The sequence below is a fragment of the Kluyvera sp. genome (genome assembly GCF_965301105.1).
The window spans coordinates 90,880-106,407 of record NZ_CBDKZX010000008.1; the positions used below are offsets into that span (position 1 = coordinate 90,880).

General features: G+C 49.0%; 17 protein-coding genes and 1 pseudogene. 4 read left to right on the forward strand and 14 right to left on the reverse strand.

Translation table 11 applies throughout. The features are described from left to right. Positions 1–238: 238 nt before the first annotated feature. A pseudogene (locus tag ACW14G_RS05625) lies at positions 239–409 on the reverse strand (isocitrate/isopropylmalate family dehydrogenase); the annotation flags it as partial. Between the two features lie 316 nt (positions 410–725). Here ACW14G_RS05625 and ACW14G_RS05630 point away from each other — a divergent pair. Beyond that, positions 726–1,181, forward strand: coding sequence for a hypothetical protein (locus tag ACW14G_RS05630; RefSeq protein WP_455648502.1), 456 nt, complete (start codon positions 726–728; stop codon positions 1,179–1,181). A gap of 275 nt (positions 1,182–1,456) precedes the next feature. Continuing rightward, positions 1,457–1,909 (forward strand): GNAT family N-acetyltransferase, encoded by a 453-nt coding sequence (locus tag ACW14G_RS05635; RefSeq protein WP_455648503.1) that lies wholly within the window; start codon positions 1,457–1,459, stop codon positions 1,907–1,909. 225 nt (positions 1,910–2,134) lie between these two features. On the opposite strand, the gene ACW14G_RS05640 is transcribed toward ACW14G_RS05635, so the two are convergent. Both ACW14G_RS05640 and ACW14G_RS05645 read right to left on the reverse strand, forming a co-directional pair. Next, positions 2,135–3,403: a Y-family DNA polymerase gene (locus tag ACW14G_RS05640; protein WP_455648504.1), complete on the reverse strand. Its 1,269-nt coding sequence runs from the start codon at positions 3,401–3,403 to the stop codon at positions 2,135–2,137. 1 nt (position 3,404) lies between these two features. Then, complete coding sequence (locus ACW14G_RS05645) at positions 3,405–3,824, reverse strand: translesion error-prone DNA polymerase V autoproteolytic subunit (protein ID WP_347289866.1); 420 nt, start codon at positions 3,822–3,824, stop codon at positions 3,405–3,407. A 77-nt stretch (positions 3,825–3,901) separates the two neighbouring features. Between ACW14G_RS05645 and ACW14G_RS05650 the strand changes: the two genes are divergently transcribed. Continuing rightward, the gene (locus tag ACW14G_RS05650) at positions 3,902–4,144 is read left to right on the forward strand and encodes a DinI-like family protein (protein ID WP_149384873.1); all 243 of its coding nucleotides are present in this window, start codon (positions 3,902–3,904) and stop codon (positions 4,142–4,144) included. A gap of 94 nt (positions 4,145–4,238) precedes the next feature. Here ACW14G_RS05650 and ACW14G_RS05655 read toward each other — a convergent pair whose 3' ends face one another. From ACW14G_RS05655 to ACW14G_RS05690, 8 genes are all read right to left on the reverse strand, one after another. Next, a complete protein-coding gene (locus tag ACW14G_RS05655) occupies positions 4,239–5,969 on the reverse strand; it encodes a tail fiber domain-containing protein (protein ID WP_455648505.1) in 1,731 nt (576 codons plus the stop codon). Between the two features lie 13 nt (positions 5,970–5,982). After that, on the reverse strand, positions 5,983–6,948 hold the full coding sequence (locus ACW14G_RS05660) for a DUF6453 family protein (RefSeq protein ID WP_455648506.1): 966 nt from the start codon (positions 6,946–6,948) through the stop codon (positions 5,983–5,985). A gap of 4 nt (positions 6,949–6,952) precedes the next feature. Next, complete coding sequence (locus ACW14G_RS05665; RefSeq protein ID WP_455648507.1) at positions 6,953–10,171, reverse strand: host specificity protein J; 3,219 nt, start codon at positions 10,169–10,171, stop codon at positions 6,953–6,955. Positions 10,172–10,229: 58 nt separating this feature from the next. Next, the gene (locus tag ACW14G_RS05670; protein ID WP_455648540.1) at positions 10,230–10,799 is read right to left on the reverse strand and encodes a tail assembly protein; all 570 of its coding nucleotides are present in this window, start codon (positions 10,797–10,799) and stop codon (positions 10,230–10,232) included. A 60-nt stretch (positions 10,800–10,859) separates the two neighbouring features. Beyond that, positions 10,860–11,273, reverse strand: a complete 414-nt coding sequence (locus tag ACW14G_RS05675; protein ID WP_455648508.1) for a hypothetical protein — start codon at positions 11,271–11,273, stop codon at positions 10,860–10,862. Between the two features lie 109 nt (positions 11,274–11,382). Further along, on the reverse strand, positions 11,383–12,126 hold the full coding sequence (locus ACW14G_RS05680; RefSeq protein ID WP_455648509.1) for a hypothetical protein: 744 nt from the start codon (positions 12,124–12,126) through the stop codon (positions 11,383–11,385). A gap of 77 nt (positions 12,127–12,203) precedes the next feature. Further along, positions 12,204–12,785, reverse strand: a complete 582-nt coding sequence (locus ACW14G_RS05685) for a BRO-N domain-containing protein (RefSeq protein ID WP_455648510.1) — start codon at positions 12,783–12,785, stop codon at positions 12,204–12,206. Between the two features lie 72 nt (positions 12,786–12,857). Continuing rightward, entirely contained in the window at positions 12,858–13,025 is a 168-nt protein-coding gene (locus ACW14G_RS05690; protein ID WP_200004905.1) for an Arc family DNA-binding protein, read from the reverse strand. Positions 13,026–13,149: 124 nt separating this feature from the next. Here ACW14G_RS05690 and ACW14G_RS05695 point away from each other — a divergent pair, with 124 nt between their 5' ends. Then, on the forward strand, positions 13,150–13,581 hold the full coding sequence (locus ACW14G_RS05695; RefSeq protein ID WP_447863529.1) for an Arc family DNA-binding protein: 432 nt from the start codon (positions 13,150–13,152) through the stop codon (positions 13,579–13,581). Between the two features lie 135 nt (positions 13,582–13,716). On the opposite strand, the gene ACW14G_RS05700 is transcribed toward ACW14G_RS05695, so the two are convergent. Genes ACW14G_RS05700 through ACW14G_RS05710 form a run of 3 tightly spaced genes read right to left on the reverse strand, consistent with a single transcriptional unit; the run spans position 13,717 to position 15,528 of the window. Further along, a complete protein-coding gene (locus ACW14G_RS05700; RefSeq protein ID WP_455648511.1) occupies positions 13,717–14,427 on the reverse strand; it encodes a C40 family peptidase in 711 nt (236 codons plus the stop codon). A gap of 1 nt (position 14,428) precedes the next feature. After that, positions 14,429–15,184, reverse strand: coding sequence for a phage minor tail protein L (locus tag ACW14G_RS05705; protein ID WP_455648512.1), 756 nt, complete (start codon positions 15,182–15,184; stop codon positions 14,429–14,431). Next, positions 15,181–15,528: a phage tail protein gene (locus tag ACW14G_RS05710; protein ID WP_455648513.1), complete on the reverse strand. Its 348-nt coding sequence runs from the start codon at positions 15,526–15,528 to the stop codon at positions 15,181–15,183. The genes ACW14G_RS05705 and ACW14G_RS05710 overlap by 4 nt, the downstream gene beginning before the upstream one ends.

A 15,528-nucleotide genomic window follows, 5' to 3' on the forward strand; every position in this document is an offset into this window, starting at 1 on the left:
CTCAGTAAACGTCTTTCACCCCGAGCTTTACTTCAAGGTTTGTCATACCCGACCCGGTCAGAAATCATTTCCTGAACGTTTAGGCCAAAGTGGGACAGGCCGAAGATGCCACCATCCAGAAAAAAGTTTAGAGGGTAATGAGATGACTTGTTTTGATAAACGATGGATAGCCGTTCGAATCCTGATAATAAAAACGGGAACCCATCGGTTCCCGTTCGTCACTAACCCAGCAAGTGGATTACATGTTCGCGATAATCGCGTCACCAAACTCTGAACATTTCAGCAGTTTAGCGCCTTCCATCAGACGTTCGAAGTCATAGGTCACGGTCTTGTTGTTGATAGCGCCTTCCATACCTTTAACGATCAGGTCAGCCGCTTCGAACCATTCCATATGACGCAGCAGTAGTTGTCAATTTAAGACATAACCATCTGATCTATAGATAAATATTCGCACTAGTCGGTTAGATAAGTAGAATTATAGCGTCTATCTAACCGACTGATTATCAAGATTTGTTTTTGAGTTTTGATAACCACTTTCGACTAAAAAACTAATCTGATGCATGATAGTTAAGGTCCGCTCTGAGCGAGAAGCAGACCATGTTAGTGCACGGGGAGAAAGTCACAGGTGATAAGACTAGTATAAAAACATGCATTGATTATTTAAGTAACTGTTTTTTTCGTCGCTACTATAAGGGTGAGGTTTTAGATCAATTGATGGAGTTATAATGACAATTAGATTTCTAGGTAATAATGGCAAGGTCTTTCCAAGCAGTATCTTTCCCGAAACAGAAAACACAGATCCCGTCAAAGATCTTGATGAGAAGAAGAAGCGACTTCAAGCTCTAAAAAGCAGGGCAGCGGCTAGGTTCAAACCTATTCCAGCTAAAATACTTAGCCTTATCAATAGGCTAGATAACATGTTGCAAATAGCCGATATATCGTCTTCGGTTACTGAGTCAAAAATAAAACAAATGCTAAGCCAAATTTCAACAATGATTGGAAGCACCAAAGAAACAAAAGCAAATAATAAAAATAATAATTTAATTTCGCATTCGAAAAAAAAACCGGAAGAAATGTTGTCAAAAAGTGAAAGCCTCTCCTCTGAGCTTAAGAAAAAACATCCCAATACCATCTTGAGCACACATACAGCGCTTCACTCACGATTAATAGATCAAGTATAAATTAGATTACGTTAACCTTTTGTTCTCTCATAAGACACTTATTAAATACCGTTTGTAGTCTTGGTCAGCAGCACCATGAACAAAGATATGTTCGTATGTCTGATCTTGGCACAAGGCGGACATTGCTGAATGAGCTAAAGGTCCGATGTGAGCAGAAAACGGACATTGTCCCCATTAAAGCCACTGATTAGTGTTGTCCCATTACTTGTTCCAAGAAGATGCTTTTTCAAGCAGGGTACTATATTCTGGTTGAACTCCCTTTGCAGGATATAACCATGATAACAGTAGAGAAATCAGATCCATTTTCTTCAGAATCTCATCGATTGATCGAGATGCTGTCTGCAGAGCTTGCCGCTATTACTGGCGATAGTGGCAAAACCAACTTCACCGTTGAAGCTATGAACAATGACAAAGCATTATGGGCATTGGCAAAAAATGCACATGGCGATGCGATAGGATGCGGTGCAATCCGCCCATTAACGCAAAGCATAGCTGAGCTTAAAAGAATGTTTTCAGATCGAAGTGAGCCTGGCGTGGGTAGTGCATTACTTACTTTTCTTGAAGCATCTGCAAAACAAATGGGATATCGAGAACTGAAACTAGAAACCCGACATATCAACCACCGGGCCGTCAGCTTTTATGAGAAAAATGGATATGTTCGTATTGATAATTATGGCCCATACATAGGAAGAGAAGAAGCTGTCTGTTTCTCAAAGATGTTGTACTGATTGCGTTCATCGAACGAACTTCCGCTTCTGGCACTTAGCAGACATTATCGATGGTAAGCGTCCCCGTCATGGGGTGTCGGGGGGCGGAGGTTCAAATCCTCTCGTGCCGACCAAAAACACATTGAAAACCAGCCTCTTATGGCTGGTTTTTTTATACCTGTCTCATGGGTGGGGTGAAACTTGGGAATTACTGGGGAATAATTGCATCAAATTAGCACCCATTTTTCACCTAACCTGCAACAAATCGCTATATCTCGTGGTGTATCGTGGCGACAACATTTCTCTCTTCATTTGCCACTGCTGTTGACCCCCCTGCCCGGCAAAATACAGAGTTCCCCGACCATCTTTCGCATTGAGGTGATCCAGTACCTCCATCAAGCGATCGCTGCCAGCCCGCGGGGCGTTATCATCGAACAGATTGAGCTGCGCTACACCCTGGCTGAAGAAGTCGCCCAGCATCACCCCTGCTTTCTGGAAGCGGTGACCGTCGCGCCAGATTTTATCTAAACAGCGAGTGGCCGCATTGATGATGTCCCTGCTGTCCTGTGTTGGCGTCAGTAATTTAACCGAGGCGCTATTGCCGTAATACTGCTCGTTAAGCGCAAATGGTGACGTTTTCACGAAAGCGGAAATGAACCGGCAATATTGATGCTCACCACGCAATTTCTCTGCTGCGCGCGCTGCGTAGCTACAAATTGCCTGCCGCATCTGTTCGTACTCTGTGACGCGTTCACCAAACGAGCGGGAACAGACGATCTCCTGCTTTGCTGGTGCAAATTCTTCAAGTTCCAGACAAGGTTCCCCGCGGAGTTCTCGTACCGTTCGTTCCAGGACAACATTGAAGTGCTTACGGATGATCCAGGTGCTTTGCTCTGAAAGCTCCAGGGCGTTTTTGATACCCATTACATTGAGCTTTTTGCTGATGCGCCTGCCGACGCCCCAGACATCTTCAACGGGCACCAACGCAAGCAAGCGGCGCTGCCGCTCGATGTTCGACAAGTCAACGACTCCGCCAGTCTGTCGCTGCCACTTTTTGGCGGCGTGGTTCGCCAACTTGGCCAACGTTTTTGTCTGAGCTATTCCGATCCCCACGGTCAGGTGCGTGCGTTGCAATACGGTCGCGCGGATCTCTTTGCCAAATTCCGTCAGATCACGACAGTTACGCACGCCGGTAATATCGCAGAATGCCTCGTCGATACTGTAAATTTCGACGCGGGGACTCATCTCCTCAAGCGTCGTCATCACCCGATGAGACATGTCAGCATAGAGCTCGTAGTTGCTGCTGAAGCAGACCACGCCAACGCGCCGGAACAGGTCCTTTTGCTTGAAGTACGGTTCCCCCATGGTGATGCCGGCAGCCTTTGCCTCTGCTGACCTGGCGATCACACAGCCGTCGTTATTCGAAAGAACGACCACCGGCCGCCCTTTCAAATCTGGTCTGAATACCGTCTCGCAGGATGCGTAGAACGAATTCACATCACAGAGCGCGAACATATCAATTGGCCGCTTTCACGATGAAAGTCACCACCCCGAACACGTCCAGCGTCTCTTCGCTACCAATGATGATCGGAGAGTAAGCACTATTCATCGGGTTTAGCTGTATCGTTGGCCGCATCTGCAGACGCTTAACAGTAAACTCACCATCGACAGCAGCAATGACAATATCGCCGTGATCGGCTTTTCTTGAGCTGTCCACCACCAGCAAATCACCATCACTGATCCCTGCTTCTATCATTGAATCGCCTGACGCTTTAACGAAATAAGTAGCACTGGGATGCTGTATAAGTAATTCATTTAAATCAATGCGTTGCTCAACATAATCAGCAGCCGGGGAAGGAAAACCACAAGGCACCAGATCACTGAACAATGGCAGCGCGACTATCTCTCTAAGTTCGGTTGGTGAATAAAACTGCATAATAAACTCACTCACATTGATACTGTTTATACATACAGTATATACTGTACTTATATCCAGTAAAGAGGAGCTAAAGCATGTTTGTGGAACTCGTTTATGACAAAAGAAATTTTGATGGTTTGCCCGGTGCGAAAGACATCATTCTGGGGGAATTGAGCAAAAGGGTACAGCGCATCTTCCCTGATGCTGATGTGAGGGTAAAACCTATGATGACGCTGCCGGCGATCAATACTGACGCCAGCAAGCATGAGAAGGAGCAGATAAGCCGAGTGGTTCAGGAAATGTTTGAGGAAGCAGAGTTCTGGCTTGTTGCCGAATGAGTGATTTCCCCTATACTTGCGCCAGCGCCACGGCATGAACACCTGGCCTACCTCTGCGGTCCGTGCTTGCATACCACGGACCGCAGTTCTCAGGTTATTCAGATGCCGGTATCTTCTCCGCCAGAGCTTCAAGCGCTGCTTTTGCGCTTTCATCAGTTGTAACACCAGCGATCGTCATTAAGGCATTTTTCACGATATCCATCAGCTGCAAAATGCTCTCATGATGCAGTGCGGCAGCGACATCACCAGCACTTAACGCTTTTACTCTCTCAACCGATGTACCATCAGAAAAAGTCTGAGGACAATAACTGTCCCTGACAGCTTCCGGGAAAATTTTTTCTACATCCTGCGCGATGAACCCGATACCAAAATTGTCATTGGCTTTCAGCCTCCACGTGCACCCATTTATCTGCGGCATCAATTTCAGCGCATTTTCAATACGCTCTACATCGTATTTAATGTGGATGTCAGAACCGTTAATGAATGATCCGTTATATGCCGTATACGACCCATCGCTATGCTTGGCGTAGGTAGCAATGGCCACATTATCATTGTTTAAAATTCGTTCAAACACATGAAGAGAACCATCGCCGTCTTGCTGTGGATAAAAGTCATAACCAGCATTAATTCTGTTAAAACGTAGCTCAATCGCACCACCAAATCGCGTGGACCCTCCGAAAGCGTCACGTCGAAATATATTAACAACCCCCACATCGTTTGGCGGATTCATAATGATGTTTGCGCCGAAATACGTGTTCGGAATGCCAAAGTTTCCTAATGAATCCAGATCGCACTGTTTAGTGACGCCATTTTTGTCAGTAACTGTGAAAGATGCTCTGGTGACTCCGGTTGTTTGTTCAGTTGTATTATGCGTTACGCTAAAAGCGGCGCTAACCTCTAGAGTGCCGCCTTTATATTTTGATATGACCTTTCCACCGGAGACATTCGTTCCATCTGGCGGAATACTGGCATCCTGGTTAATGACAGACCACGATGCTAATACAGACCGCACAGAGGTAATGAACTTTTCAACCCAGCCCTTTGTAGCAGCATGATCATCATCGACAGGATCGGCAGCCAGCGGTGTTGGCCCATCCGGGCGAACATTCATCCACGCTTCGTCCCTGTCTTCCAGGTCAGCGAGATTCAGGCTCTTTTGCAGGGCCAATTGCGGATTAGATGCACCTGCCTGTCTTGCTGACTCCGCCGCTTCGTCGGCCTTTGTGCTGGCGGTGGATGCTGATGTTGCCGCGTTACTCTCTGACGTCGCAGCATTCCCTTCTGACGCAGCCGCTGCAGCCGCTGCGGCCAGCGCATCATCTTTGGCCTGAACAATAACGGGTTTATCATCTGCGACCTGCTGGGCGTCAGCGCGAATTTGCTCAGCAATTGGGATCAACTCATCAATCTTCATCTCTTTCATGACGTCAATCAGCTTGAGCCAGGAGGGGCCTGTGTAGCTCGAACCGTCAGCCATTTTTATTGTCACATCGCCGTTGACTTCCAGCAGCTGATACCAGTTATCGATTTCCAGAACGCGCTGGCGAATTGCATAAGCTGTATCCGCTGCAATCTGCGCGCTGATGCGGTTCAGGGTATCCCGCGGCATTGCCGTCCATGCGGCACCAGTCACCGCCGGGCCGTTGTAGCTCCGGGCAAGAGTCAGTGCGGTATCGCTCTCGATAGATTTCACCGGCAGCGTATAGGTCACCCCGCCTGTGGTAATAACAATGAAATCACCCGCAGATAATTCAGTGGTAAATGCCGTTCCAGTGCCGGCCACCGCCGCTGCATTATTTTGAATAGAAATAGTTCCAGCAGACATTGCCTACTCCTGATTAGTAAAAGTTCGGGATGACAGGGAGTTTTACGCCCGATACGCCCTCTGACTGAATATCGAAGGTCTGACGCGAAACACGTCTGACGATACGGCCAAAACCGCTCTTTACGTTGCCGCCTGACATCATCAGCCCTTTCATCCTGACAATGTTCCAGCTGGTTGAGTTAGTGGCCGGCCGTACTGCCCAGCCACAGGTTCCGAGCGGTACCATGCCGCCAATTCCCTGCCAGTTAGTCGACGGGTAGAAAAAGCCCTGAATCACAAAAGGTTTGCGGGTAGTTGAAAAAGTGCATTGCCCTGCGGCGTTGAAATAATTAAGTCCTGTTCCGGCATAAGGGGCAGCATTCCCGAATATCGCAATGCGTACCCAAATATTCCCGCTGGTTTCTTCATAAATATTCTGGTCGAGTGTGCAATAAATTGTATTGTCCATTCTCGATAAAACAGCACTGGGATTATCCCATGACGCGAATACCAATCCATCAACAGGTATATTCCAGGCACCGTTTATATTAACGTCGCCATACCATATGCAACTTCCAAGGTTGGCGTTGGTGGGTATAACGGTGAAGTCAGTGGAATCCTGAATAAGTAACCCGGAGTTACCGGACTGGCTGGCTGGCGTGATAAACCAGACCTGACCGGCCCACAGATTCCGCCTGCGCGGTCGCCCGCTGGTTGAACCGGAGGTCAGACGCAAGCGCCCTGATTCCTGATTCACACTGGTAAGATAGGCAATCGTGGGATACAGGTCTGTTCCGACTTCATAAGCCGCGACCGTTTCAACAGGGATATAGACCGATTCATAACCGCCATTCCAGCCTGGCGTATCAATATACGAAACCTCGTTTCCGTCACCATAATACCCACCCGCAACACCTGTACTGAATACCGGGGCGCGGAGTCCGGCGGTAATAGCCATAGGACGGCCATCATTTAAATCAATTAATAATCCACTCGCCATATTATTACCATGTACCGAGAACTATCCGGCCACCGTTTGGAAGGTTTACAGTCACACCATTTCCATTCAGCACAACAGTATTATTCACACCGTTAAAGCTGAATGCGCCGGATGTTGCATAGAGTGCGCCACGCACAGTAACGTTATTAAATTCTGCATAACCGTTTTTATTTATGGTCCAGCCGAGCATTCCATAAACATAGTTTGTTGACTGGATATATTCGCCGATTTTTGCATTGGTAATTGTGCCATCCTGAATGAATGCGCTACTGATAAATACCTGACCATTAATCGCTGCAAACGGAGAATATTGAGTATCCCCTTCACCACTCATCAGAACAAACTGGTTCGCATTGAATCCAATACGGGTGACAACCGGCTTACCGTTTTCTGCCAGAACCGCAATGCTCATCCCGGCGCTGTAGTACACGCCATTAATCCTGATGCCCGCTTTGAGGGTATGAATAGCAGTAGCACCATCCGCATCGACGGTCGCCGTCAGCTTATCTTCCAGCGTGGCCGTCACATCGTCGATTTGCGCCTGCACCTGAGTTTTAAGCTCTGACATCGCCTCATCGACTTTCGCGATTGTCGTTTTCACCACCAGAATATCGGCGCGAACGCTACCGTACTGCGCCCACTGGTGTTCGATAGTTGCGTTATTGGCCAGCGCATTTTGCAGGATACCCTCGATGTTCTGGTCAATCTGGCTCGTCAGCGCGTCACCGTCTTTGGCCTTCATGAAATCGTCGGCAATATCGCCCAGGTAATCATCAGCGTTGTCGTTCGACAGGCCGCGCACCCAGTCAGTCCAGCCCGACTCGTTCCCGGTTTTATCGACCAGCTGCGCGCGGTACCAGAATTCCTGCCCTGCTTTCAGGCCAAGCTGGGTGTATTCGGATGACGGATAAGGCACATCGCTCAGCAGCAGCGGATCCGACTGGTCACTGTTTGGCGTGTACTGAATTTCCGTTTTCAGCGTATCGGCGGTGTTCGCCGGGAATCCCCAGTTCAGACGGATACCCCAGTTAATACCTGTGGCCACAAATCCAACCGGCTTCGGCGGATTACCTACTTTCCCGGTCAGCGTTGCCTCTTCCGAGTATCCCCAGCCGGATGAAATCTCCGCAGCATTGATTGCGCGGACGCGAACCAGATAGCGGCCTGCGTAGATCGATTCCACCTCAAAGCTGGTTGTTGAACTCCGCGGCACGTTTACCCAGTTCCCATCGTTGCGCCGCCACTGCGCCTCATAGGCAATCGCATTGTCGACTGCCGACCAGGTAGCGCGCATGGTTTCGACGCTGAGCCCCTGCTGCACCACGGAATAGCTATCAATGGCGATATCTCCGGGCGCTGACTGATTGCCAGGCGGTATCACACTGACGGGCCGCTGGTCGATGATAGCGCCAGTGTCGATTCTGGCGTATTTATCCGGGTCGTGAGCCGCGCCGGAGATCGTAAACGTGCCGTCGTTATTGTCGGCGACGCTGACCACTCGGTACTGCTGGGCGTACAACACATCCGACTCAACAACCCACACACATTCCGGCTCCGGCGTCTCACTGTAAGCCGTTGTAACGGTGATCTTGTTACCGTTTACCGCCTGAATCGTCCTGCTTTGCGCCGCGCCGGATGGCAGGTTGAGTATCAGACGATCGCCGGCGACTGCATCAGCCACACGGTCCAGCTCGATAACCCGGCCATTCACTGCGCGAATACGACCGCCGGTGACCTTCCCGGAGAGCAGCTCATCCGCCACCGCGATAATGTAACCCGGCTGCGGAATATTGCCGTCCAATCCGACAGAGAACGTCACTACCCTGTCTTTGTTATTGGTGAGAATGCCCCAGCGCCCCTTGCGGTTGGCTTCTGACTGCCGGGTGCAGCCGATCGCGGTCATTTCCAGCTGGTTGAAACCGTAGCGTGCAACAAGCTGCTGCTCAAACACAGGCTCCATCGCATCAGCATACGCATTATCCGGATCGGACCACGAAACCAACGCTGTGGTGTAGCGCGTTTTGGTAGTACTGCTGGCGTAAGTAAACAAGCCGTCGATGACGTTTGCGCGCGTGTAGGAGAAATCAATGTCGCGCGGCATGTCGGCCAGCGCCACAATCTGATCACCGCCCCAGTAGGTCATCCCCCGGAAGATAGCGGCAAAATCGCGCAGTACGGTGTAAGCGTCGTTCCGGTCCTGCACATACACATTGCAGGTATAGCGTGGCTCTGTCCCGCTGCCGCCTTTTCCATCGGGCACCATCTGATCGCAATACTGCGCCACTTCATAGAGTGACCATTTATCAATGTTGGCAGCCGTCAGGCGATTACCCAGCCCGAAACGGTCGCTCAGCACCAGATCGTAAAACACCCACGCGGGGTTATCAGTCCAGGCCCACTTAAGCGCCCCGGTCCATGTACCGAGATAGCTCCTGGTTTCTGGATCGTAGTTATCCGGCACGCGGATCACCCGCATTTTCGGTTCACAGGAGATTTGCGGAATAGAGCCGTTGAACTGGCTGGAGTCAAATTCAATATAGAGTAGCGCGGTGTTCGGATAACGCAGCTTTGCGTCGATCACTTCCGTGTAGCTCTGCAAAGTCATTGTGTCCCCCACCTTAGCGCTGTTCGCGTCTGCCGTCGTTTTACGAAGACGCAGAGTCCAGGTGCTGCCCGCCTGTGGTAGATTGATGCGGTGGCTGCGCTCATATCCTGACGTGGTTTTACCTGTGACACTTGTACTTATTACGGTCTGAAACGCACCGCCATCAGTCTGCAGGTCGATGGCGTAATTGATGGTGTAGCCCACCAGGTCCCCATTGTCCTGCTGCTTGTAAATCGAAGGCCATTTGATTCGCAGCCGAACGGCGGACAGTAGTGTGTTGGTGAAAGTTCGAGTCCAAGCGGTAGCGCTGGATATTTCGGTACCCAGACTGACTTCATTTTCGGTACCGGGAATACCCTGAATATATTGTTGCGCCTGGGTGCCAGAGCGGAATTCCCACGCCACCCCACTGAAATTCGATGAACCATCCGCATTCTCCAGCGCAGTCCCATCCAGATAAATGTCTTTAGCCGTTAACCCACCAGCAAACTCCCCCTCACCCAAGGCAATAAGGAGTTTCGCTTTTGCAACAGACTGGAGATCATCAGGCTGCTCTGTCGGCGTGCGTGAACTTGAGCTGCCACCTTTACGGCCTTTAACGCTTTTCTTTTTGTCCATATTGCGCCCATAAAAAAACCACCGTTAGGTGGTCAAGTAAGAGGGAGATAAAAGACACTTATTGCTGATCTTCGACGTAAATACCTGCAGAAATAATTGCACCACCGATCCGGCGCTTACCGTATCCTAGTGGCACGGGATACCCCTGAGCCGCGGTGTTAGTAACGCCACCAAAGGCATAAGAAGCCTGATTATCTGCACTTTGTTTGCTTGCTAATCCGGTTGTTTGCGGGGATAACATTTGAACAATACCGCCAACAGACAAAGAAATGCCTGTTGCAGCCAGGTAGTATTGCTGAGTCACAACCCCTACAACCACTAAGGCCGCACCAAGGATAGTCTGTAATAATCCTGCCTTTTTACTTCCAATGATTACAGGCACTATGCGAATAATCTCCCCTGTTACAGGGTACCCAAGATCATCTTCACCTATATTTTTTTTACCTTTAAAAATGGCGTAAGTGTGTCCGCGTTGTTTACTGGAAATCATATATTGCTTAAACCCTTTCACAGTAGCTGAAAGAGCAATACCAGCCTCCTTGACTGAACTAATCAACCTATAGTGGGTCTTTCCAAAAATTTTACCAAGCTCTCCACCAAGTTCAATCTGCGTCATTATTTCAACCATTTTAGCCTCTCTAAAATAAAAAACCCCGCCGAAGCGAGGTTGAGAAATCATTCGATTTTGTCAGAAGGCTGTAGGGTAAATACCAAAGTCACCATTGGTTCCATACCCAACCCTATACATCAATACGCCATCCTCTGTTACCTTACCTGATTGTTCGCTCATACCACCACCGCAAACACCTTTAGGCCAAGCGCTAAAGATATGGTCCCCAACTTTAGGATAAACAGTTACCTTTTGGGATGTATCTAGGTCAGCAACTTCCTTTCCATCAACATAAACACGTGTCATGCACGCACTACCCATGAAGCCCGAGTCGCGTTTGATTATTACCTTCCCAGTCCCATCATTTTTAACCAATAGTGTATTGTTAATAATCTGATTTTCTGGAATATCTTTTGCTTGCTCATTTGTTACCGGCTTAGTCGCACAACCAGCAATAATACATACTGAGGCTATAATTAGTGCTCTTTTCATATCCCTATCACCTTTGATCAATTTGCCAAAAGAGTAGCAGGGATCCGGTAACGACAAAACCCGCAGTTAAGCGGGTTGGGATAGCAAAATATTTTAACTGCTTTGGAATTTATGCCACATCAGCACCATGAATCAGGTGGCGCAACGCATCAATCCCGTTAGTGTTGTACCGGAACGCTTCAACCTGTTTACTTGAGTAGGCCGACTTGTCCAGAAAGAACTTGCCGTGCGCATCTGTCTTCAGCTTGTGTGCGTTAGCAACGCGCCCAATTTTCTGGGCAGAAACCCCCAGCATCTCCCCCACCTCACCCGCAGTATGGTAATGCTCCTCGATCACAGGCAACGGGATAGCGTCATAACCAATAAGAGGATTAATCAACGATGCCGTGAGCACCTGATGCGCCATCGGATCCAGTCGAGGAAGCAGACTAATGATTTCCCGCGCGCTCGCGATATTCTTCTCTAATGCCTGGGCCTTCAACTGTTCAGCCTTAGCCAATCGGTACTCAGTGATACCTGTGTTGCTTTTTGGCATCGCAGGTAATACCTGCATATCTTCCAGCTTATCAACCAGAGAACGCCGAACAGCTTTCGACTCACGAGCAGCCACGCGGAGCGCTTGCTTGATGGACATTGTAATTACTTCAATGTCTTGACCGTTTTTACGACCTACACTTTTTGTGTAGGTCTCCCCATCAAGCTCATCGACAACTTTTTCAATAAACTTGTTGTTTCGGACAGCTGGCTCACCGCACTGCTTTCGCGCGGCATTCACCATCTCCAGCAGATACTGACTGTCAATGGTTTTCTCGGTGACAACGCTACCCTTTGATGCTAAATTTAATGAAGTCATTGGTTGGACCCTTATGACAGATTTATGGATAGCCGATAGCTCGAACTATCGGCTTTTCTATTTGCTACATAGCAAATTCAATAGATTCTCGGTCTTTCACCCTCCTGAAGCTGAAGTTCAGCATGTGTCTTAATCATGTGCATAAACGCGGCGCCATCATTAAAGCGATCATGAAGTCGACCTGCGAGTGGTGACTCAACCGCCTTCAATGCCGGTTCTATCTGGCTAAACCATGCTTCACACATAATCTCGAAATACCCAAACATGGCATTCACATTGTGTGCATGAATTTCTCGTTCACTAGCCTTTTTCGTTGTTGGGATATTGATCGACACTTCACGATCTAGGATGTCTAACACCCAACGCCTGAATTCTTTAGCAACTGGAGTTCTTGCAAACATGGCAACCATATGTGCGCCACGTAGCGAAAAAACGCGAGTTTCCTGAAGACCACTAGGGGTGGTCAACTTGACCACCCTCGACATCCTTTCTGTAAATTCATCGGCATGTCTGGAGTAGATACGCTGCACAGCCTTATCATCTGCGTACTGTAATGCAAACCCAATTTGATTCGCGGTAAGCCAAATGCCATCTACATCAGAAATGCTCTGAATAGATACATCATGGAACTTCAGCTCTGTTTTCGTTACACTGTTCATGTCGATATTTCCTACGCAGGATTGTTCGATAAGAGGCCCTGGCTATCGCAAGTAGCTGGGGCTTCGTCGTTTTTATGCTTGAGCACTTTTCTCACCACTCAGCCCATAAACCTTTCTCAACTGATAGATCAGCTCTGTATTGAACTGGCGGCACTCTTCTTCACCGTTTTGTTCGATAGCCTTTCGCACATCCTCAGGGAAGCGAACTTTTCGCTGATACATGTCTTTTGCTTTTTCCATAACCCCTCCACTAAATGCCCCACCGTGAGGCCGCAAGATAAGTGTCACACCGTGCGCCATTGCTGTCAACCCCACCGTGGGGCATAATTTACATATTGTGAATTTTTTGAATTAGGCGGACAGCATGAGCAGAGAAGATCCTCAGTTAAGAATTAGATTACCAATTGAATTAAAAGAAAAAATTGAAGAAACAGCTAAAAACAATGCACGTTCAATGAATGCGGAAATTGTTCAAAGATTGGAAGCTAGTTTTGTAAGCGAAATCCCGGCTGATAAACAAATTTCAGCTAAAGAGGCTATTGCCATCATACGAAAAGCCAAGGAAGAACTTTCGAGAATTATTTTCAAAAGAACATTTGCTGAGATAAGTAAAAAACTAAAACTGGGCCACTCCCGCTTCAGCGTTGAACTCCACGATTTAGATCTTGAAGGTCTAAACGACGATGATTTCTTATCTGTTTTCCAACCGACATTCAATCGCTTGGAAGAGTTAGGGTATCAGGTACCAAGGGATGTTTGGGATGCAGATGGGTTTGTCATAATTATTCCCGAATGATCCAAACAAAAAGACCGCCTAATTATAAAAGAACAAAATTGCTTTTTCGCGATAGGCCCATACTGCACAATTTAACTGTTCATTACGAATGAAAAGGCCGACGTTTTGTGGTCAAAAAAGCCCACCTAAGTGGGCTTAAACAAAATCCTTAAAACGCAGAACCTTCATTGTCCGTTCCTGCCAATAGCCGCCATACGGAACACGCTGGCTCAGATGCCCATATAAGTGGTGCAGGAGCATATTGCCCTCAAGCAGTATTCCCGCGTGATTCCACTTATCGGCCTGAACCTGCATGATCACCATGTCGCCGGCGCGCGGCGGCCCGGTAAATTCCCGGAACCCACACTCATACCAGCAATCACGGTAAAAGTTTTCCGGATAGTTGTTTTCCCACCAGGGGTAATCAACACGGTAATCATGCAGCTCGATGCCGTGGGTCTGCCGGAAATAGCTCATCACCAGCCCCCAGCAATCGAAATGCCCGAGCACAAACGGACGTTCCAGCAGCGGTAACTCCCCGCGCGGCTGAATGGTACGGATATCACCTTCCGGCCAGCTGGCGATGTGCCAGGGTAACAGCGTCGCGTCACACTGGGCCTTATCCAGTTCGCTCGGTTGTGTCGTGGCGTCCGGGTGGCTGTGAACGATGGCTATCACCGTCCCCCAATCCTCGGCAGCTGCGTAATCCTCCGGCGACAGGTGGAAATTTTCCTCTGGCGCCGCGGCAAGATTGCGGCATGGGAAATAGCGCTGAACCCGGCTTTTTTGCGCCACGACGCCGCAGCACTCACGCGGGTACTCAGCGGCAGCATGCGCCATGATGGCGTCGATAATTTTCTGACGCATATCAGCTCCTGATTAGTGATGTTCCAACGAATCCGCCATGTGATAGTTCGTTATCTTCACCGAACCGGAGCTTACAGGCCGTCAGCGTTCCATTGCATTCATCCAGTGAGGGATCATCAACCGGGTTGTTGTGCTTATCGAAATAGCGCGCGCCGGCGTAATCGCAGCCGTCGCCGGATCGGTACTTATTGCGGATGCACCAGGTGCAAAGCGAATGAAGCTGCCGGGTCGGGATCATCAGCCCCTGAAGGTCCATCGGGCTGGAGAGTTTGAAAGCCACGACCTCATTGGTTTCACTGTCCTTGGCGTCGATGTAAAACACCTTCAGTTTTTCCTGCTGCGGATCCGCCGCCGGGTTTCCCTCCGGGTAATTTGCCGCATCAAGATACTGCGCCAGCGTATCGTGAATAGTGACTTTCGCCTGCAGTAAATCGTCATACGCAAGACACAGCGCGGTGATGGAGCTATCCAGGTTCGCGACCGACAATGTTGGCTGAGCGCTCGTACCATCGGTAGCCGTTTCTATCCCTTCTATCTCACAGGGCCAGGGTTTATATTCCTGCCCCTGCCACCAGATAGATTTTGCAGGTAGCTTGTCCTCATCCCCGCCGGCGGCGGTGATTTCGTCCGGCGTATGAGCAATATTATGCGCATGGAAGCGTAGAACGTCGGCAACACCAAAAGCGGTACCGTCGACATCAAAAAGCCGGATGACATTACCCGGCTCGAGTTTCTGATAATCACTGTTTAAGCTCATGGTGCAAACGCCTGTTCAAACGTGGCCGATACGGTTTCCACCGTTTTACTTTTGGTAACGCGCTGCAGGCTGTCAGCCTCTACCCGCCAGAGGGTGAGCTCACCGCCAGGCGGAGTGAACGAAAAGGACTTCGTTTTGTGGCGCCGCAGGAAAGTATGGATATCCCGGACAGTTTGCGGATCGCCACTAAAAGAAAATTCATAGCTAAGCGTTTCATCGTTCAGACCGGAACCAGATACCTGTTTATAACCATCGCCGAACTGTGCCGAGCGCACCACATCTTTGCTTTTCAGTGTTGGCTGGCTGGATGCCTTAATGCGCCAGCCAAAATGTTCAATCGCCAT